We start from the raw sequence: 18,663 nt of genomic DNA, 5'->3' as shown, positions 1-18,663 counted from the left end.
TTTGCTTATTAATGCCGCTAAAATAAAGAATGCAAAAATATAATATCCTGTTTTTTTCACTATTGCTTTTCTGCGGGGCTTGCGGTGGCGACCGCGTACCCGACAACATCATACAGCCCGACAGGATGACCAGGCTGCTGACCCAGATACATATTACCGATGGCAGTATGTATAATATAATGCAGGTGCCAGATAGCTTATATAAATATGGCACGGCCAAATATCTGTTGGTGTTCAGGAGTTTTCATACCGATTCCAATCAATTCAAAAAAAGCCTTCAGTATTATTCGCAAAACCCCGAATTACTTGTGAAGATGTATGAACAGGTATCGGATATGTTGAAAAAGAAGTCGGATTCGCTCAATAAAGTTAATCAGCAGCAGATAGCGGCTGATGCAAAAAGAAAGGCCGACTCTCTTAAAAAATTGCCCAAACAGCCGGCGGCGCAAGTAAAACCAATTGATACGCCAAAAACCCAACCGCGTACCCAGCCGGCCCCTATCAAACGATTTATACCCTTTAAGCGTAAGCCCAATGCTCATCCCATCAAATAGTGTTGAAAAGCTTGGCTTTACCGAGATAAAGGAACTGATAAAAGCACATTGCCTGAGTGTTATGGGCCAGCAAATGGTCGATAAGATACAGGTGATGAACAATTACGACCAGATCCTGAAATTTTTAAGCCAGGCCAACGAATTTAAAAATATACTGGAAAATGATGAGGCATTGCCTATTCATCACTTCTTCGATATTAAGTCACTCGCCAACAAGGCGAAGATAGAAGGCGCGTTCCTAAGCGAAGATGAATTTTACCAGGTGCAGGCTTCGTTATCTACCGTTTTTGCTGTTATCGCTTATTTCAATCAGCGGGAGGGGTTGTATCCTAACCTGGAAGCCCTGTTTGAGCATCTGCCCATTGAAAAATCCATTCTTAAAAAAATAGAGGCCGTTATCGACCAAAAGGGAAAGATCAGGCCGAACGCCTCCCGCGAATTGGCTGATATAACAGCCGGTATAGCCAAAGCCGAACAGGAAGCCAGGCGCAAGATCGATCAGATATTTAAAAATGCCACGGCTAACGGATGGACAGCCGATGGTTCGCTGACTGTGCGGGATGGCAGGCTATGCATACCCTTGCTTGCCGAAAATAAGCGTAAGCTGAAAGGTTTCATTCATGATGAATCTGCCTCTGGTCAAACGGTCTATATCGAGCCCGAAGAGGTATTTTCGCTGAATAACAACATCCGCGACCTTGAATTTGAGCGCCGCCGCGAGATAGTAAGGATATTGACGGCGCTGACCGATGAATTACGGCCTTATGTGCCCTTGCTGTTATCCTATCATGGCTTATTGACCAAAATAGATTTCGTTCGCGCCAAAGCTTTGTTTGCCATCGATATTGAGGCGGAAATGCCGATTTTGGTAAATGATGCTAAATTAAAATTGCAGGATGCCCGCCATCCTTTGCTTTATTTAAGCTTCAAAGCCGAAAAGAAAACGGTTGTGCCATTAAATGTGACTATTGATGGAGAAACCCGCATTGTTGTAGTATCGGGGCCTAATGCTGGTGGCAAATCGGTTTGTATGAAAACCGTGGGACTGCTGCAAATGATGGCCCAGGCAGGGTTGTTGATACCGGCCTCGGATGTAAGTACCGTGGGGGTATTTAAACAAATGTTTGTCGATATTGGCGATGATCAATCTATTGAGAGCGACCTGAGTACCTATAGCGCACATCTCTCCAAAATGAAAAATTTTGTTGATATGGCCAATGGTAAAACTTTGGTGCTGATTGATGAATTTGGTACAGGTACCGATCCGCAGTTTGGCGGCCCGATAGCGGAAGCTGTTTTGGAGACGCTGAACCAAAAGCAGATCCGTGGCGTTATCACCACGCACTATTCAAACCTGAAGCTTTTCGCCAGTAACACACCGGGTATCGAGAATGCTTCCATGTTATTCGACAATGTGCAAATGCGGCCTTTATATATCCTTGAAGTTGGCAAGCCGGGTAGTTCCTATGCTTTTGAGATAGCCCAAAAGATCGGCCTGCCAAAGCAAGTGCTCGACCTGGCACGAAATAAGGTCGGCGTCAATCAAAAGAAAGTAGATACTTTGCTGGTCGACCTGGAGCGGGAGAAAAAAGAGATATTTGATACCAAACTAAAGCTGGATAAGCAGCAGAGGCAAATGGACAGTTTGCTGACCGAGAATGAAAAGCTGAAAAACTATTTAGAGGAAAATAAAAAAGCGCTCATCCGCGATGCAAAACAGGAGGCGAAGAACATTATCCTGAATGCCAACAAGCTGGTTGAGAATACCATATCAGGCATTAAAAGCAGCAATGCCGATAAAGAAAAAACGCGCCAGTTACGTGAAAACCTGAGCCGGGAGCTGGAAAAGAACACGGCAAAAACAGAACCAGCCAGGCCCGCAAAGGCAAATGAAGGGCTGAAACCCGGCGATTGGGTGAAGCTTACCGGTTCGGAGACTACCGGGCAGGTGATGGAAATAGTTAAGGAAAATGTGATCATCGCTATCGGCGATCTGCGCACCGTGGCGAAGAAGGGCCGGGTTCAAAAAGTATCCAAAAAGGAAGTGCCGAAAGAGATACGGCGAAGCTTTAGCGCCGGCACTGGAGATGTAGCGAATTTTAGTCCCGAAATAGATGTGCGCGGAAAAAGGGGAGAGGAAGCGCTTTATGAAATTGAAAAGCTGCTGGACAGGGCGCTGATGATGGGTATTGGCAGCCTGAAAATATTACATGGAAAAGGTGATGGTATTTTGCGTAAATTGATTCGCGATTACCTGAAAAAATATGATGCCGTAGGGCGTATGGAAGATGAACACGCCGACAGGGGCGGAGACGGCATCACTTATGTATATTTGAAGTAAATACCTAAAACCAAATGAGAACCAAATACCTGCTCACCTTAATTATTGGCGGGGCATCCCTTATCTGCCGCGCGCAAACTGTTGTTATCCGCAGCCACGACCCGCATATAAAATACATGGGCCGTGTTGTGATGCAGGATGAAGCTACCGAATTGTCGTGGTCGGCCTCAAGCGCGAGCATCAATTTTACAGGAACGGGTGTAAAAGCTACTTTAAAGGACGAACATGCAGGCAACTTTATCAACGTGATCGTCGACGGTAAGGTGATATCCGTGCTGCAGGCCGATAGCGTAAAAAAAGAATATACCCTGGCCTCGGGTTTACCGGCCGGTAAGCATACAGTCGAATTGTTCAAACGCACCGAATGGACAATGGGCAAGGTATGGTTGTACCAGTTTGCCCTGGATAAAGGTTCATTAACATTAGCTGCGCCACCGGTTAACAAACGTAAAATAGAATTTTACGGTAATTCCATTACCTGCGGTTACGCAGATATTGATACCACAGGGCAGGACAGGGGCACGGCGCCTTACGAAAATGGCTATTTGAGTTATGCTACACTAACGGCTAAACATTTTGATGCCGAATTTAACGTTATCGCCCGCAGCGGTATCGGTATACTGGTTAGCTGGTTCCCCCAGATCATGCCGGAAATGTATGACCGCAACGATCCGACCGATTCCGAAAGCAAATGGGATTTCTCTAAATATACACCCGACCTGGTGGTTATCAATTTGTTCCAAAATGATGTATGGATAACCAAAATGCCCGATAACCCGCAATTTAAAGCACGGTTTGGCGACAAAGCCCCTACCGAAGAGCAAATTGTAAAAGCATATAAGGAATTTGTGAAGTCAATCCGGAACAAATACCCCAGGACTAAGATCATTTGCGCCTTAGGCAGTATGGATGCGACAAAAGAAGGATCGGCGTGGCCGGGCTATATTACCAAAGCTGTGGCGCAAATAGGGGACAAAAATATATTGACCTATTTTTTCCCTTATAAAAATACGCCCGGGCACCCCAGCGTAAAAGAACAGCGGGTAATGGCCGACGACCTGATCGCATTTATCGAGCAAAACATTAAATGGTAAAACACGAACACACAGTCGCTGGATTTAACGATTTGACAAGATCATATTTGATCGCTTAAATCATTCAATCGTGTTTTTATCTTCGCCTACTTTCTGCTGATCCGGCAATTCATTTGGGCCGGGTATATTAGTTTGCTCATCACCCTTGCCGTCATTATCGGCCGTGCCTTCCTGGTAAGTGTTGGCTTCCTTTCCCGGTTTAAAATTGGAATTTTCAGGATGCTCCTCGGCTGGTTGTGTACGGTTGAAATAGGCGTTGCCCGTCCCTGCGGTTTGCGATGGGTTATCCTTATCATTACCTGATGGTGTCAGGTTATTTTGGCCGAATGCCTGTCCACCCATGCCTTGCCCTTCCATGCCCGGAGCATTTGGGTCTTTCATTTTGCCGTCACCAAACAAGTAATGCGTTTTAAGGTCTTTTTCATCCAGGTTCCTATCATCCTCAACACGGTAAGCATTGGGTTTAACTGAATTTTCGTTGTGTTGCGCATCGTGTTCGTCCCGGCCAGGATGCGGCGTTTCATTTTCTTTTAGCATATTTTTAAAAATTAGCACTATTAATACAATCGCTGATATTTTTAATTGTTTTAAAAACCACCGGTTAATTATTATGCATGCATAGGATTTATTTTCTTAGTTTTATCCGGCCAATTTTTATGCAAATGATTTAAGTTCATCATCAGGAGGCATCTTGCTGATCCCTTAAATTACTAATCGTGTTTTATATGAACAAAGTTGTTAGCAATGCTGACGAAGCTGTGCGCGATATACAGGACGGAATGACGCTGATGCTGGGCGGGTTCGGTTTGTGCGGGCTGCCCGAAAAATGTATAGCGGCGCTGGTAAAGAAAGGGGTAAAAAATCTTACTTGTATCTCCAATAATGCCGGTGTTGACGACTTTGGCATTGGCTTGATGCTGAAGCAGCGGCAGGTTAAAAAAATGATCTCATCATATGTGGGCGAGAATGCCGAATTTGAACGGCAGCTATTGAGCGGCGAACTGGAAGTTGAGCTGATTCCACAAGGCACTTTAGCTACCCGTTGTATGGCTGCCGGTTATGGTATGCCGGCAATTTTTACGCCTGCAGGTATTGGTACCGAAGTAGCCGAAGGAAAAGAAGTCCGCAATTTTAACGGGAAGGATTACCTGATGGAATTGGCCTTTGAGGCCGATTATGCTATTGTAAAAGCGTGGAAAGGCGATACCATGGGTAACCTTGTCTACCGGTCTACCGCCCGTAATTTTAACCCTGTAATGGCGATGGCGGGAAAGGTTACAATAGCCGAGGTAGAGGAATTGGTGGAGCCCGGAGAATTAGATCCGGATAACATACATACCCCCGGCATTTATGTGCACCGGATATTCCAGGGAAAAGATTATGAGAAACGGATAGAACAACGCACTGTAAGGAAAAAATAACGCGCAGTCATGGCGAGCGATAGCGCGGCCATCTCTGCACATGCAAATCGGCAACGCCTGTCCGTTCAGAGATCGCTTCGTTACTCGCGATGATATAGTTTATAATTTTATGTTAGACAAAGAAGGAATAGCAAAGCGGATTGCCAGGGAAATAAAGGATGGCTATTACGTGAACCTGGGTATCGGTATACCCACGCTGGTGGCTAATTACATCCCGGAAGGAATGGATGTGGTATTGCAATCGGAAAATGGGCTGCTGGGTATTGGGCCGTTCCCGTTTGAGGGCGACGAAGACCCCGATACGATCAACGCTGGAAAACAAACGATAACTATTTTGCCCGGATCGGCTATTTTCGATTCCGCCTTGAGTTTTGGGATGATCCGCGCGAAAAAGGTAAACCTGACCATACTGGGCGCAATGGAAGTGGCCGAAAATGGGGATATAGCTAGTTGGAAAATACCCGGCAAGATGGTTAAAGGCATGGGCGGGGCGATGGACCTGGTGGCATCGGCCGAGAATATCATCGTGGCTATGCAGCATGTTAACAAAAACGGCGAATCAAAGCTGTTGCCCAAATGCACGCTGCCGCTTACCGGCGTCAATTGCGTAAAAAAGATCGTAACCGAGCTTGCTGTACTGGATGTATTGCCCGAAGGCGGCTTCAAATTATTGGAACGCGCACCGGGTGTAAGCGTCGATGAAATAAAGGCAGCCACAGCCGGGAAGCTGATGATAGAAGGAGAAGTGCCGGAAATGGCGTTATAGCATATTCTTCATAAATCATGGTTCATTTTGCTATGAACTATCAACCATGAACTATTTGCTGTCAAGTACTTTCTCCCTCAACTCTTTCGAAATAGTTTCCGTCACTAAAATGATCTCATCCGCCTGCTGCGTGTTATTAACGATGATCTGGTGGCTCTCATCCCGGTAGGGGAATAAGAATTCATTGTAGGCAGGCATCACGTGGTTTACCCATCTATACATTACATCTTCGCGCGAATATCCCCGTTCTTCAAAATCGCGTTTGATGCGGCGTTTTAGTGCGATTTCTTCTTCAGCCTCGATGAATATCTTCAGGTCGAGTTTTTCTGCGATGCCCTTAAAATGAAAAATGAACAAACCCTCCACGATCAATATAGGCGCAGGTTTTATCTCAAGTATTTTTGGAACAGCGTTAAGGTTATTAAAAGTGTATTCTTTTTTATAAACCGTCTCGTCATTCATCAGCTTCTCTATATCGCTTAAAAAATGCTCGTGATCGATAGTTTGTGGCAGGTCGAAATTGTAAAGCGCGATCTCTTCGGCCGTCATACCCTGGGCTACCGGGTGATAATAATCATCCTGCGAAACCAGGCAAACTTCATCAGTTGTAAAATGCTTTAAAAAACATTTCAGAAAGAAAGTTTTACCCGACCCGCTGCCCCCGGCTATCCCAATTATGAACGGCTTTTTTCCCATTAAAAACTACTGCTCGTTTGGAACACCATAGCTTAGCGTCACCTGGAAGCGTTTGTCCAGCGCCCCTAATGATTCAGCCACATTTTTGGTCATAACGATGATCACATCTTTGGTTTGTTCGTTATCGGCAAAGCGGCCCACTACCTTGGCAAAGGTGGTGCGGTTGGTCATGATATTGGTGATACGGATAACCGTACCTATTGGTGCTGTACGGTGCAGCACCAGCTTTTTGTTAGGGTCCAGGTTTTCGTCATCTATCCAGGTTGCCGCACCTCTTTCGTCTTTTTCGAATATGCCGAATTTATTGGCACTGGCGTGGTAGGCCTCAATATTGCTGCTGTCCTGTGTCGAAACAACCATGGTCGTTGAGTCGCGTTTGGCAACAATACTATCGGTTGTATTGGAGGCCTGGGCGGGAGCAGCAGTTGTTTGGGTTGTAACAGCCGCGGCCGGCGCTCCCTGCACGTTGGCTTTAACATTTAATATCTGGCCCGGCTGGATGTTATTAGAAGTCAGGTTATTCAGCTTCATGATGTCATCTACGGTCGTATTAAAACGTTTAGCTATGCTGTAAAGCGTCTCCTTTGGCGATACTTTATACTGTGTTGGCGGTGTATTGTCAACCGGCGGGGCCTGCTGCTGCGGTTGTGGCTGTACAGGCGCCGCGTGTTGAACTACTTGTTGCTGTTCAGGTTGTTCTTCTTCGGCGGGTTGTTCCTTACCTTTCTTTTTATGTTTCTTTTCAGCGGCTGCAGTTTCGTGTTTAGTCTCCTTAAATGGCCTGTCGGTAGGTACTTTGATAGTATGCCCGATAGTCATTTTGGCATTGTCATTATATTCCATAACCGCCTTGGGGGTTACATGGTAACGGTGGGCAATGGCATAATAAGTATCTTTCTTTTTGATTTTATAGATGATCACCTTTTTCCCGTTGTGATTTTCAACACCGATCGAATCGGCTACGGGACGGGCAAAAACATTGATTGAAAATAATAGAAGGGTAGCGGTTATAAATAACAGTTTAAATTTCATTGTGCTTAGAAGTAATTTATAAGTTCAAAACTTTTAACTGTGAACGGTTTTTCAGGTAGATCAGTTTATCCTTATGCATTAGGAACGATTCGGGCTGCAACTTTTGTATATCATCATTCAACAAATCTTCATAAACCACCTCACTGCTCTTCATAATATACAAATGCTGCCGCAGTGTCCCTTCTGCAATCGCGTGCAAAGATACAATTCTCAAATTATTGTGATCAAGATAATGAACTGTATTTTCCAAAGGATGCAGGGGCAGATGGAATGATAGTACTAATTCAGGTTCAGCTTCAGTTGGGAAAGCAAGGTTAGTCAACGGTTCAAGGTCTGCCATAGCTTCGTACTTTCTTACCTGTTTACCTGTTTTTATATCTACCAACATCAATTTCGGGGGCTGAAAGCGGGTATCATATACCACGGGCCCATTGATAGTCAGACGGTCGAAAGCGGAATTGAAATCCTGCCATAATAACGCCCCGTTATGTGCGTCCAACGCGATCAGACCCTTATGTGTTGGCCCCGATTCCGACTGATAATTATGCAGCACCACCACGCCGTTATAAGCACACTCGATCCCTGTGAGCCATCTTTCTTCGGTTTGGAGGTCTTCAAAGTTCACTTTCCCCGTTTCCAGGCTGATGGATGAGAAATAAACCTTCTTATCGCCCGGGTCGCGCGTTTCAATAAACAGGGTATTGGTCAGGCTGTCTATTTCCAGGCGCCATACCTCTGCTTTAAACTGATGATGGATAAACGGCATCATTTTGCAAATATGGCATTTACGTGCTTAGGTTTATGCAGAAAATAGCAGGGCTGTTAGCTTAAAATTTATAAATTTGGCACCTGTTAATAAAGTATTCTCTGTTGGAGAGGATTTATATGAGCCATTTACAAAATTTATATGAGCAAAGGGATAATAAGCAAAGAAGAAGACTACTCGCAGTGGTATAACGAGTTAGTGATAAAAGCTGACCTGGCCGAATACTCGCCGGTTAGGGGCTGCATGATCATTAAGCCGTATGGTTATTCCATTTGGGAGAAAATGCAGTCGGTATTGGACGGGATGTTTAAAGAAACTGGTCATTCCAACGCCTATTTTCCGCTTTTTATCCCGAAATCCTTCTTTTCAAAAGAAGCCAGTCACGTCGAAGGTTTTGCCAAAGAATGTGCTGTGGTCACCCATTACCGCCTTAAGAATGATGGCGACGGTAATATTATTGTTGATGAAGATGCCAAACTGGAGGAAGAACTGATCATCCGCCCAACGTCAGAAACCATTATCTGGAACACCTATAAAGGTTGGATACAATCCTACCGTGATCTGCCAATTTTGGTTAACCAATGGGCCAACGTGGTAAGATGGGAAATGCGTACGCGCCTGTTTTTGCGTACCAGCGAATTCCTGTGGCAGGAAGGGCACACCGCCCATGCGACAGCCGATGAAGCTATAGCGGAAACCGAGCAAATGCTGGGCGTTTATGCCGATTTTGCTGAGAACTGGCTGGCGCTGCCTGTGGTACGGGGCCGCAAAACTCCTAACGAGCGTTTTGCCGGTGCGCTGGATACTTATTGTATCGAGGCGTTGATGCAGGATGGTAAAGCATTACAGGCGGGGACCTCGCACTTTTTGGGGCAGAACTTTGCCAAAGCATTTGATGTGAAATTCACCAATAAAGAAAATAAGCTGGACTATGTTTGGGCAACTTCCTGGGGGGTATCAACCCGCCTGATCGGTGCGCTCATCATGTCGCATTCGGATGATGCCGGGCTGGTTTTGCCGCCAAAACTGGCGCCGATACAGGTGGTAGTTGTGCCTATTTACAAGCACGATGAAGAGCTGGAGAATATCTCGTCTTACGTTAAAACGTTGACCAAAGAATTAAAGGCAAAAGGCATCACCGTTAAGTTTGATAACCGCGACACACACCGCCCCGGTGCTAAATTTGCAGAGTATGAATTGAAAGGTGTGCCTTTGCGCGTAGCTATCGGAAGCCGTGATATGCAGAACGGTACGGTTGAACTGGCGCGCCGCGATACAAAAACAAAAGAAACTGTTAACCAGGACGGTTTGGCCGGCGTAATTGAACAATTACTTGAAGATATTCAGCAGAATATTTACAAAAAGGCGCTTGATTTCAGAGCCGAAAATACCCGCGAGGTAAACGATTACAATGAGTTTAAGCGCCTGCTGGATGACGAGCCAGGTTTCCTTTCGGCCCATTGGGACGGCACCGCCGAAACCGAGCAGCTGATCAAGGATGAGACCAAGGCAACCATTCGCTGTATACCGTTAGATAATAAACAAGAAGAAGGCAAATGCATCCGCACCGGCAAACCGTCGGCACAAAGGGTGTTGTTTGCGCGGGCCTATTAGGCCCAACCCAAATCCTCCCCGGTAGGGAGGACTTTTAAATATTGAAAAAACTAAAAAGCCCCTCTCTACCGGGAAGGGGTTGGGGTGAGGCTATGAAATTCGCAACTAAAGCTATACATGCAGGGCAGGAGCCCGATCCTTCGACCGGCGCTATTATGACGCCTATTTATCAAACTTCCACCTACTGGCAAAAGTCGCCGGGAGATAATAAGGGGTTTGAATATTCGCGCGGTACAAACCCAACCCGCAAAGCCCTGGAAGGTTGTTTGGCAGCTTTGGAAAATGCCAGGTATGGTCTTGCGTTTTCAAGCGGCATGGGAGCTACGGATGCGGTGATGAAGCTGCTGAAGCCGGGTGATGAAGTGATCACAGGCAACGACCTGTATGGTGGTTCGTACCGGATATTCACCAAAGTATTTGCCAATTACGGCATTAAGTTTCATTTTCTTGATCTCTCAAACCCCGCAATAATCAACGAATATATCAATGAGAATACCAAATTGGTTTGGATAGAAACACCGACAAATCCAACTATGCAGGTAATTGATATAGAAGCTATTGCGAACATCACCAAAACAAAAGGTTTATTGCTGGCTGTGGATAATACCTTCGCTTCGCCATACCTGCAAAATCCTATGGATCTGGGTGCGGATATCGTGATGCACTCGGTTACCAAATATATCGGCGGTCACAGCGATGTGGTGATGGGCTGCCTGATGCTGAACGATGAGGACCTGTACAAAAAGCTTTGGTTCATCTACAACGCCTGTGGCGCCACACCCGGACCAATGGATAGTTTCCTGGTATTGCGTGGTATCAAAACACTGCACCTGCGCATGAAGGCGCATTGTGAGAACGGGCGCAAAGTTGCCGAATTTTTAAAGACACATCCCAAAGTGGATAAGATATATTGGCCGGGCTTTACCGATCACCCTAACCACGACGTGGCTAAAAAACAGATGCGCGATTTTGGCGGGATGATCTCTATTACGCTCAAGGGCGCCGACCTGAAAGAGACTTTTCGTGTAGCATCATCATTTAAGGTATTTTCCTTAGCCGAGTCATTAGGCGGTGTCGAATCGCTCATTAATCACCCAGTAACTATGACACATGCTTCAATCCCCAAAGAAGAACGCGAGAAAGCTGGTGTGGTGGATAATCTGTTGCGCTTAAGTGTAGGAGTGGAGGATATTGATGATTTGATCGATGATTTGAAACAGGCTCTTTCTTAATTTTACAAAACGTGTCATTGCGGATGCTGAATGGTACCGCCTTCGTTATATTCGGTGGTATTTCTGCGATGGGATTGCTTCGTTGTTCATCCACCAATGACAAATAGGTAAAACATGATAGAAAACCTCAAAGCTTTTCTCGATTCCAAAGTTGCGCAATACAACCAGCCCGATTTTATTAAGAACGACCCGGTATCTATTCCGCACCTGTTTAGTAAAAAGCAGGATATTGAGATCATGGGGTTTTGGGCAGCAACCTTAGCCTGGGGGCAACGGGTTACCATCATCAATAAATGTAAGGAACTCATCCGCCTGATGGATGGTGCACCCTATGATTTCATCATGAATCATGAGGAACCCGACCTTAAGAAGCTGCTGCATTTTAAGCACCGTACGTTTAATGATATCGACACGCTGTATTTTATCTCGTTTTTCAGGTATCATTACGGCAATTACAACTCACTGGAGGATGCGTTTATGCCCCCTGGCCATTTAAAGGGAGTGGAAGCGTCACTCAACCATTTCAGGAACTATTTCTTCTCACTGCCAGATCATCCAAACCGTACCAAAAAGCATGTGTCCGCCCCGTCGCAGAAATCAACCTGCAAACGGTTGAATATGTTCCTGCGATGGATGGTGCGCAAGGACAATTGCGGAGTCGATTTCGGTATTTGGAACAAGCTAAAACCTGCCGGCCTGGTCATGCCCTGCGATCTTCACGTGGACCGTGTGGCGAGAAAACTAAACCTCATAACCCGTAAACAAACCGATTGGCAAACAGCGGTTGAACTGACCGAACGCCTAAAGGAATTTGATCCATTGGACCCAGTTAAGTACGATTTTGCATTGTTTGGGCTAGGCATAGAGGAAAAGTTTTAATTTTAAGATTTTGGTACATTGGCACAGGAAAATTGGCCCGTTTGGGCGACAGAAGCAGTTATTATTGAAGATTACAACTCTGCCTGGCCTGGAATTGCGGCTAAGCTGATAGCTGAATTAGCTAACTTATATCCCTTCGATCCCCATTTAGTTGAACATATCGGCAGCACCTCGGTCCACGGTTTGTCCGCCAAGCCAATTATCGATCTGATAATCCCCATCGTTAATTTTGATAGTATTGAGGCCATTGTTGACGTGTTGAGGCCAGCGAACTGGAATCTAATACCGCCCGAACTCGATGGTCGTGATTATCGGCGAACGTTCGTAAAAGTGGTTAACAATAAGCGTTTTGCACATTTACACCTGGTATTGGCCAATAGCAAAGAACTTAAACAGCACACCGATTTCAGGGATATCTTGATTCGTCATCCCGAACTGGTTGCAAGCTATGCCCAATTGAAAAAAAAGCTGGCAATGCTTTATAAAGATGACCGGGAAAAATATTCTGATGCCAAAACTGATTTTATAAAGGCAGCATTAGCCAGATATTTATCTTAAATTGGAGTTTAAATTAGACAATATGATCATCGATGAACCCCACGAGCTTTCTCATTTCCTGGCCGGCAAATCTGAACATACTTTGGCTTTGTTCGATCATTTCATCAATGAATTCCAAAAAATAGGCCCTGTTACCGTACATCCGGCAAAAACCATGATCGGTTTGGCTAATTCCCATAAACGGGTAGTTTACATCACGCAGTTAGGCAAGAATTTTATTCATGTCGTGTTTCCGTTCAAGGAACGTTTCGAAGATAACCTTTGCTTCCAGAAGATAGCCCAGGTGCCGGGCGATGTGCAATGCAATCATCATTTCAGGATGCTGCATCAAGATGATGTGAACGACGAGGTACGAAAGTTTATGAAACTCGCCTACGAAAGCTAATCAACGAAATCCCAATTAAGCCTCCTCCTTGAAATAAACCTTATAGTAATTCATCGACTTCCCCTCATCAAAACCTTTTTCTATCAGTTCCTTATCACCGTGAATATAAATGTGAAAATTCCTGTCTAACTTTAATACACTTTTGTAAACCCGTTGCTGCTTTTTTACGGCATTGGACGATATTTCGAAAACATCCGCAATAGGCGACTCAAATTCCTGCTCGTACTGGCTCTTATAGTTTCTGAACGACTCGATCGCCTGCGGATTACCGATCACTTCGCCGGTAAATTCGTCCATATCAAAAGTGTCCTTCTCCTTAAAATATTTCATGGATTTATTCAGCAGGTCGATCTTATCTGCTTTGCTCAGCTCGAACTCGTCGTCCAGTTTTTGGGTGACAAAATTTTTGTAGATACCCAGCGCATTATTGGTTTGATTAAAACTGTCGTTCCTTATCTTGAGCTGCAGAAACTCGTCTTTCCAATAAGCCGCTGCTTCCTGTCCGCGGCTGGTATGATCGACCACTACAACTTTGTAACCATTCTCCTTTTCAATGTTAAAGATCAGAACACCCTTATCCAGTTTATTGATATTGATGGCATTCTCCTCGTAGTCGATACCAAAGCCGCCTTTATCTGGGTAAACTTTTAAATAGGTTTCCTTATTCTCCGATTTAAAAATGCCTATGGCGTCCAGCAAATTACCTTCTATCTGGACCTGGCTGAAATAAGCGACATACAGTTCGCCTGGCTTGATATTAGGATGATTAGAAACGTTATATAGATGTTTCGCGATCTGTTCGGACACTTCATGAAACTTGCTTTTATCCTCAAATGCCTGCGTTACAAAATGGTGTACTTCATTCAGGGCAATATCGCCGCTGCTGTGCATCAAATGGTAAACCTCGGTGGCTTTTTCAAACGGCTTCAGGAAATACTGCTTCAGCAATTGAGGTATTAACTCATCTTTAAAAGCCAGCGCTTCAGCAGATAAAGCATAGAATTCGTTTTGCGACTGGTTGCCGATGTGATGAACGCAGGCCGTATCCAGTGAGGCTTCAAAATAACTTACCATAACGCAGGCGAAAGTAAGTAAATATGCTTCAGAGTGGCGCCTTTTTGGTCAATTTTCCTATGCGTGGGTCGCCGTGCGCTATTAGCTCACAAACTTTTATTGCTGCCTCCTCAAAATCGTCACGGTCATCTTTGATGAGCCTCCAGTTCGATTCATACATATCGCCGTTATCCAGCACATAACCTATCATAGCCGGTATGTCGTTTTCAAGGCTTTGGTGATGTTCTTTTGCTGTTGCCACCCAAACGCCGTTCATATCCAAATCCTTAGCAGACTTACGAAGCATGAGCATCAGTTTCCTGCCCAGGTAAATGTATTGCATCCCGAACATAGATTTGGTAACCACATTACGCGGCAGGTAATCAAATACAAAATCGAAAGGGACAGTTTTTGGCATATACAAAGTTACGCCATAACATTTTACATTAAACGAATAAAAAGATTGCTATAAATGGCGACTTTTGCCGTTGGTTCATGGTTAATAGTTCACGGCAGTTTTTTGCTATGATCGATAAACTATGAACTATAAGCTAATGAATAAAGAAGAAACTATCGTTGCCCTTGCTACTCCGAACGGTGTTGGTGCTATTGGTGTTATCCGCCTTTCGGGACCGGATGCAATAACTATAGCCAATAGTGTTTTTAAAGGCAAGGACCTGGCCAATCAGGAATCGCACACCATCCATTTCGGGCAAATAGCCGATGGCGATATTGTGCTGGACGAAGTTTTGGTTTCTTTGTTCATCGCACCCAGGTCGTACACCCGGGAGAATGTGGTGGAAATTTCATGCCACGGGTCGGGCTATATTATTGAGTCCATTATCAAATTGTTGATAAAAAGCGGTGCACGCGGTGCAAAACCCGGCGAGTTCACCCTCAGGGCATTTTTAAATGGTCAGCTCGACCTTTCGCAAGCCGAGGCGGTTGCCGACCTGATCGCGTCAAACTCCAAAGCATCGCAGCAAGTAGCTATGCAGCAATTGCGCGGAGGGTTCAGCAGCCAGTTACAGCAGCTAAGGGATCAATTGGTGCAATTTGCATCCCTGGTCGAACTGGAGCTGGATTTTTCGGAAGAAGATGTAGAGTTTGCTAACCGCGGGCAACTAAAACAACTCATCATTAATATTAACCAGGTGGTAAGCCGGCTCATCGAATCTTTTGAGTTAGGCAATGTTATCAAGCAGGGTGTCAATACGGTTATTGCGGGCAGGCCCAATGCCGGTAAATCCACCTTACTAAACGCGCTGCTTAATGAAGAACGCGCCATCGTGAGCCATATTCCGGGCACGACAAGGGATACAATAGAGGAAGTGCTGAACATCAATGGTATTAATTTCAGGCTGATAGATACTGCCGGAATACGCGAGGCCACAGATGCGATTGAAAAGATAGGGGTGGAGCGCACCATGGAAAAGATCAGCCAGTCGGCTTTACTGATCTATGTTTTTGATGCTGTGGAGATCACCATTGAGCAACTAAACAGCGATCTTGAAAGTTTGCAAAAACCGGGCATAACCATGTTGGCGGTAGCCAATAAAGCCGACCTGTTGACAGAAGAGCAATTGCTATCCCTGCCACACACCCAAAGCGCTATTATTATTTCAGCGAAACAGAAACGCCATATCGACGAGTTGAAACATAAGATATACAATTCGGCTGTAAAACGCCAGCTAAGCGGAGACGAAACCCTGGTGACCAATATCCGCCACCTGGAAGCCCTCCAAAAAACAACAGCATCCCTCGCTCGCTTGTTAACCGGTATCGATACCCAGGTAACTTCAGATTTCCTGGCAATGGATATTAAACAGGCCCTGCACTATCTCGGCGAAATCACGGGGGCAGTTACCACCGATGATTTACTGGATAATATCTTTTCGAAGTTCTGTATCGGAAAATAAATAGCTAAAAGACATTGTTAATTTTTAAACCAATCTGATGGGACTTCTTTAGGCTCCGATCCGTTGATACTGTATTTTAATTTAAGTGTAAAGCCACCACCGCCTTCAATAAAATCAAGTGCAAAAGGCTGTAATCCGCGACTTAGGGCAACCTGACCATTTTTTTCAATGGCAGAATGCAAACCATCGTTGTCTACCACTGTCCGGTCGGCGATTTTTAAAACGCCGCCGTCGTCACAGGTAAGGTAAAAGCTATATACCCCGTCGGCGGGAATGTCAATATACCCCCTGTAGGTTATGGCAAATGATGGAGCTTTTACTGTTTCGGGTACCGTTATCGTATTGGTAACAAACGTGCTATCGCTTTTAGCGGCGGCTATTAGACTGGTTTGTTTGAAAAAAGCTTTGTAGTAGTTGCATAGTAAACCGGGCTTTGCGCTGCTTTGTTGCATAGTCGGTGCATAATCCTGTTTTTTATAATTCAATGTGTAAATATCCCCGCGCAAACCATTCGGCATAAAAGCAGCCAGTTTGATCACTTGAGATCGCTTGATGATAAGCGACCCGGTTAACTCTTGCGATGTGGTTTTTGGGAGAGTGCCGTCCGTTGTATAAAAGATCCGCATTTGCGAAAGCGGTTTTTTTACCGTAAGCGTGTCAGCATCTGTAAAAACATTCTCGCTGATTATTCCGGGCAGGTCGGGTAGCCGGTAGTGAACATTTAATATATCAAGGCGTTTATAATTTCGTTGCAAACGTTCCAGGTAGGAGTCATAGTAAGCTTGTTTATTGGTCCAAAGCAATTCGGCAAGCGCTGTCATCCTTGGCATATACATGTAATCGGTCCGGTTTTCAGACGGCAGGTTCTCCGACCAAAGCTCCGCTTGTGCGCCGATTATATTTTTGGCTTCCTGGCCGTCCAATTTCGCGGGGACCGGGTTAAAGTGATATATCTTATAAAGCGAATACTGATCGGGCTGGTTGTCAAAATAAAGTGGCTCCCCTGGCGCCATAATCACTGTGTTGCCATTTTTTACCGCTTTTATGGGTGCGTCCGGCACCCATCCGCGCCAGTACATGATGATAGCTGTCGGGCTTATCCCACCTTCAATCACCTCGTCCCAGCCAATAAGTTTACGCCCCTTTGAATTAAAGAACTTTTCCATCCTGTTAATGAAATAGCTTTGGAGTGCCGGCAGATCTTTAATACCCTCGCGCTGCATTAATGCCTTGCAGGCATCTGATTTTGCCCAGTCAGAGCGGTCAACTTCATCGCCGCCGATATGGATATATTTGGAAGGGAAGATGTCCATGATTTCCGAAAATACATTCTCGGCAAATTCAAAAGTGCTTTCGTTGCAAGGGCAAATTGGTTTCGAAAAAAGTTCGCCAAATTTATTTTCTCCATTGCAGGTAAGGAATGGGTATGCAGTTATGGCAGCCATCATATGCCCGGGCATATCAATCTCCGGAATAATGTCGATATGCCTGGCAGCGGCATAAGCAACCAGGCCTTTCATTTGCTGCTGCGTATAAAACCCGCCATAAAGTGTTTTCCCATCTCTATGAATAATATGCTCCGGATCTATCGCAAAATCAGGATTGTCCTTTGACCGTTTTATGCAGGCCGAATCATTTTTGTCAAATGTGCGCCAGGCACCCTGTTCGGTTAGTTTTGGATATTTCTTTATCTCGATACGCCAGCCCTGGTCGTCGGTTAAATGCAAATGCAGCTTGTTCATTTTGTAAAGGGACATCACGTCAATAAACTTCCTGAGGTAACTTATCGAGAAGAAGTGCCGCGAAACATCCAGGTGCATACCCCGCCATGCATACGTTGTATAATCGGCGATGCTTAAAGCAGGCAAGGTTACACTTTTTAATTTCTTCCCGGTCTTATTCTCAATTTCAGCCGGAAGAAGCTGCCTTATTGTCTCTGCCGCCCTGTACACCCCGACACTTTCTTTTGCAGAAATAGTTACCAGTTTATTAGTTACCGTAAGCGTATACCCTTCGGGTCCGGTAATTAAGGGGTCGTACTTTATTTGGATAGCATTAGTTTGTGTCTTTTTAGCCGATTGCTTTAACGGTGAGCCAAAAGCTTTTATAAAGAGATTATTTAATTGGGTTATCTCCCGGGTAAATTGATGTTTGTCGTCAGGGATAATTGTTGTAGCCCGGGTTACCCTGAATGATCCGGTGCCCGCAACAAGCGATTGAGGATAGGGGATAAGGTCATATTTTGTCCCGCCTGTTTGCCCCTGAGCTATCTTAGGCGCCGCAAGTACGGCGCACAGTAAAAAAAGAATAACGGCTTTTATTGTGTTTTTCATCAAGAAGTGTTGTTATGTTA

At 45.1% G+C, this 18,663-nt stretch carries 18 protein-coding genes; 11 read left to right on the top strand and 7 right to left on the bottom strand.

The genetic code is table 11. From position 1 onward, the window contains the following. The first annotated feature begins 29 nt into the window (after positions 1 to 29). The 3 genes from VL525_RS01880 to VL525_RS01870 are packed head-to-tail and all read left to right on the top strand — an operon-like array spanning position 30 to position 3,989. The gene (locus tag VL525_RS01880; protein ID WP_325382716.1) at positions 30 to 554 is read left to right on the top strand and encodes a DUF4296 domain-containing protein; all 525 of its coding nucleotides are present in this window, start codon (positions 30 to 32) and stop codon (positions 552 to 554) included. Further along, a complete protein-coding gene (locus VL525_RS01875; protein ID WP_325382714.1) occupies positions 535 to 2,895 on the top strand; it encodes an endonuclease MutS2 in 2,361 nt (786 codons plus the stop codon). The genes VL525_RS01880 and VL525_RS01875 overlap by 20 nt, the downstream gene beginning before the upstream one ends. 14 nt (positions 2,896 to 2,909) lie before the next feature. Then, a complete protein-coding gene (locus VL525_RS01870; protein ID WP_325382712.1) occupies positions 2,910 to 3,989 on the top strand; it encodes an SGNH/GDSL hydrolase family protein in 1,080 nt (359 codons plus the stop codon). Between the two features lie 60 nt (positions 3,990 to 4,049). Here the strand turns inward: VL525_RS01870 and VL525_RS01865 are convergent, their stop codons facing one another. Next, complete coding sequence (locus VL525_RS01865; RefSeq protein ID WP_325382710.1) at positions 4,050 to 4,526, bottom strand: hypothetical protein; 477 nt, start codon at positions 4,524 to 4,526, stop codon at positions 4,050 to 4,052. A gap of 188 nt (positions 4,527 to 4,714) precedes the next feature. Here VL525_RS01865 and VL525_RS01860 point away from each other — a divergent pair, with 188 nt between their 5' ends. Both VL525_RS01860 and VL525_RS01855 read left to right on the top strand, forming a co-directional pair. Continuing rightward, the gene (locus tag VL525_RS01860) at positions 4,715 to 5,410 is read left to right on the top strand and encodes a CoA transferase subunit A (RefSeq protein WP_325382708.1); all 696 of its coding nucleotides are present in this window, start codon (positions 4,715 to 4,717) and stop codon (positions 5,408 to 5,410) included. Between the two features lie 109 nt (positions 5,411 to 5,519). Further along, positions 5,520 to 6,176, top strand: coding sequence for a 3-oxoacid CoA-transferase subunit B (locus VL525_RS01855; protein ID WP_325382706.1), 657 nt, complete (start codon positions 5,520 to 5,522; stop codon positions 6,174 to 6,176). A 51-nt stretch (positions 6,177 to 6,227) separates the two neighbouring features. Here the strand turns inward: VL525_RS01855 and VL525_RS01850 are convergent, their stop codons facing one another. Genes VL525_RS01850 through VL525_RS01840 form a run of 3 tightly spaced genes read right to left on the bottom strand, consistent with a single transcriptional unit; the run spans position 6,228 to position 8,673 of the window. Further along, positions 6,228 to 6,872, bottom strand: coding sequence for a uridine kinase (locus VL525_RS01850; protein WP_325382704.1), 645 nt, complete (start codon positions 6,870 to 6,872; stop codon positions 6,228 to 6,230). A 6-nt stretch (positions 6,873 to 6,878) separates the two neighbouring features. Next, positions 6,879 to 7,904, bottom strand: a complete 1,026-nt coding sequence (locus VL525_RS01845) for a LysM peptidoglycan-binding domain-containing protein (RefSeq protein WP_325382702.1) — start codon at positions 7,902 to 7,904, stop codon at positions 6,879 to 6,881. A gap of 16 nt (positions 7,905 to 7,920) precedes the next feature. After that, positions 7,921 to 8,673, bottom strand: coding sequence for a DUF4905 domain-containing protein (locus VL525_RS01840; RefSeq protein WP_325382700.1), 753 nt, complete (start codon positions 8,671 to 8,673; stop codon positions 7,921 to 7,923). Positions 8,674 to 8,811: 138 nt separating this feature from the next. On the opposite strand from VL525_RS01840, the gene proS reads away from it, so the two are divergent. The 5 genes from proS (at position 8,812) to VL525_RS01815 (ending at position 13,338) form a co-directional block, all read left to right on the top strand. Then, positions 8,812 to 10,284 (top strand): proline--tRNA ligase, encoded by a 1,473-nt coding sequence (gene proS / locus VL525_RS01835; RefSeq protein ID WP_325382698.1) that lies wholly within the window; start codon positions 8,812 to 8,814, stop codon positions 10,282 to 10,284. Between the two features lie 92 nt (positions 10,285 to 10,376). Continuing rightward, entirely contained in the window at positions 10,377 to 11,516 is a 1,140-nt protein-coding gene (locus VL525_RS01830) for a cystathionine gamma-synthase (protein ID WP_325382925.1), read from the top strand. Between the two features lie 114 nt (positions 11,517 to 11,630). Beyond that, positions 11,631 to 12,395, top strand: coding sequence for a TIGR02757 family protein (locus VL525_RS01825; RefSeq protein ID WP_325382696.1), 765 nt, complete (start codon positions 11,631 to 11,633; stop codon positions 12,393 to 12,395). Between the two features lie 18 nt (positions 12,396 to 12,413). After that, a complete protein-coding gene (locus VL525_RS01820; protein ID WP_325382694.1) occupies positions 12,414 to 12,953 on the top strand; it encodes a GrpB family protein in 540 nt (179 codons plus the stop codon). A 22-nt stretch (positions 12,954 to 12,975) separates the two neighbouring features. Then, entirely contained in the window at positions 12,976 to 13,338 is a 363-nt protein-coding gene (locus VL525_RS01815; protein WP_325382692.1) for a DUF5655 domain-containing protein, read from the top strand. Between the two features lie 15 nt (positions 13,339 to 13,353). On the opposite strand, the gene VL525_RS01810 is transcribed toward VL525_RS01815, so the two are convergent. Then, positions 13,354 to 14,412 carry a nucleoid-associated protein gene (locus VL525_RS01810; RefSeq protein WP_325382690.1) on the bottom strand — a complete coding sequence of 353 codons (1,059 nt, stop codon included), beginning with the start codon at positions 14,410 to 14,412 and terminating at the stop codon, positions 13,354 to 13,356. A 28-nt stretch (positions 14,413 to 14,440) separates the two neighbouring features. Continuing rightward, positions 14,441 to 14,809 carry a hypothetical protein gene (locus VL525_RS01805; protein WP_325382688.1) on the bottom strand — a complete coding sequence of 123 codons (369 nt, stop codon included), beginning with the start codon at positions 14,807 to 14,809 and terminating at the stop codon, positions 14,441 to 14,443. A 136-nt stretch (positions 14,810 to 14,945) separates the two neighbouring features. Here VL525_RS01805 and mnmE point away from each other — a divergent pair, with 136 nt between their 5' ends. Beyond that, a complete protein-coding gene (mnmE, locus tag VL525_RS01800) occupies positions 14,946 to 16,310 on the top strand; it encodes a tRNA uridine-5-carboxymethylaminomethyl(34) synthesis GTPase MnmE (RefSeq protein ID WP_414684721.1) in 1,365 nt (454 codons plus the stop codon). Positions 16,311 to 16,327: 17 nt separating this feature from the next. Here the strand turns inward: mnmE and VL525_RS01795 are convergent, their stop codons facing one another. Beyond that, positions 16,328 to 18,643 (bottom strand): family 20 glycosylhydrolase, encoded by a 2,316-nt coding sequence (locus tag VL525_RS01795; protein ID WP_325382684.1) that lies wholly within the window; start codon positions 18,641 to 18,643, stop codon positions 16,328 to 16,330. Positions 18,644 to 18,663: the final 20 nt, after the last annotated feature.

This window comes from Mucilaginibacter sp. (assembly GCF_035492695.1).
Lineage (GTDB): Bacteria > Bacteroidota > Bacteroidia > Sphingobacteriales > Sphingobacteriaceae > Mucilaginibacter.
This window is presented reverse-complemented; position numbering and strand designations above follow the sequence as displayed.

Excerpts from the sequence above, each read along its gene's own strand:
- VL525_RS01880 (WP_325382716.1), top strand. The coding sequence starts at position 30 with ATGCAAAAATATAATATCCTGTTTTTTTCACTATTGCTTTTCTGCGGG.
- VL525_RS01875 (WP_325382714.1), top strand. The coding sequence starts at position 535 with ATGCTCATCCCATCAAATAGTGTTGAAAAGCTTGGCTTTACCGAGATA.
- VL525_RS01870 (WP_325382712.1), top strand. The coding sequence starts at position 2,910 with ATGAGAACCAAATACCTGCTCACCTTAATTATTGGCGGGGCATCCCTT.
- VL525_RS01865 (WP_325382710.1), bottom strand. The coding sequence starts at position 4,526 with ATGCTAAAAGAAAATGAAACGCCGCATCCTGGCCGGGACGAACACGAT.
- VL525_RS01860 (WP_325382708.1), top strand. The coding sequence starts at position 4,715 with ATGAACAAAGTTGTTAGCAATGCTGACGAAGCTGTGCGCGATATACAG.
- VL525_RS01855 (WP_325382706.1), top strand. The coding sequence starts at position 5,520 with ATGTTAGACAAAGAAGGAATAGCAAAGCGGATTGCCAGGGAAATAAAG.
- VL525_RS01850 (WP_325382704.1), bottom strand. The coding sequence starts at position 6,872 with ATGGGAAAAAAGCCGTTCATAATTGGGATAGCCGGGGGCAGCGGGTCG.
- VL525_RS01845 (WP_325382702.1), bottom strand. The coding sequence starts at position 7,904 with ATGAAATTTAAACTGTTATTTATAACCGCTACCCTTCTATTATTTTCA.
- VL525_RS01840 (WP_325382700.1), bottom strand. The coding sequence starts at position 8,673 with ATGATGCCGTTTATCCATCATCAGTTTAAAGCAGAGGTATGGCGCCTG.
- proS (WP_325382698.1), top strand. The coding sequence starts at position 8,812 with ATGAGCAAAGGGATAATAAGCAAAGAAGAAGACTACTCGCAGTGGTAT.
- VL525_RS01830 (WP_325382925.1), top strand. The coding sequence starts at position 10,377 with ATGAAATTCGCAACTAAAGCTATACATGCAGGGCAGGAGCCCGATCCT.
- VL525_RS01825 (WP_325382696.1), top strand. The coding sequence starts at position 11,631 with ATGATAGAAAACCTCAAAGCTTTTCTCGATTCCAAAGTTGCGCAATAC.
- VL525_RS01815 (WP_325382692.1), top strand. The coding sequence starts at position 12,976 with ATGATCATCGATGAACCCCACGAGCTTTCTCATTTCCTGGCCGGCAAA.
- VL525_RS01810 (WP_325382690.1), bottom strand. The coding sequence starts at position 14,412 with ATGGTAAGTTATTTTGAAGCCTCACTGGATACGGCCTGCGTTCATCAC.
- VL525_RS01805 (WP_325382688.1), bottom strand. The coding sequence starts at position 14,809 with ATGCCAAAAACTGTCCCTTTCGATTTTGTATTTGATTACCTGCCGCGT.
- mnmE (WP_414684721.1), top strand. The coding sequence starts at position 14,946 with ATGAATAAAGAAGAAACTATCGTTGCCCTTGCTACTCCGAACGGTGTT.
- VL525_RS01795 (WP_325382684.1), bottom strand. The coding sequence starts at position 18,643 with ATGAAAAACACAATAAAAGCCGTTATTCTTTTTTTACTGTGCGCCGTA.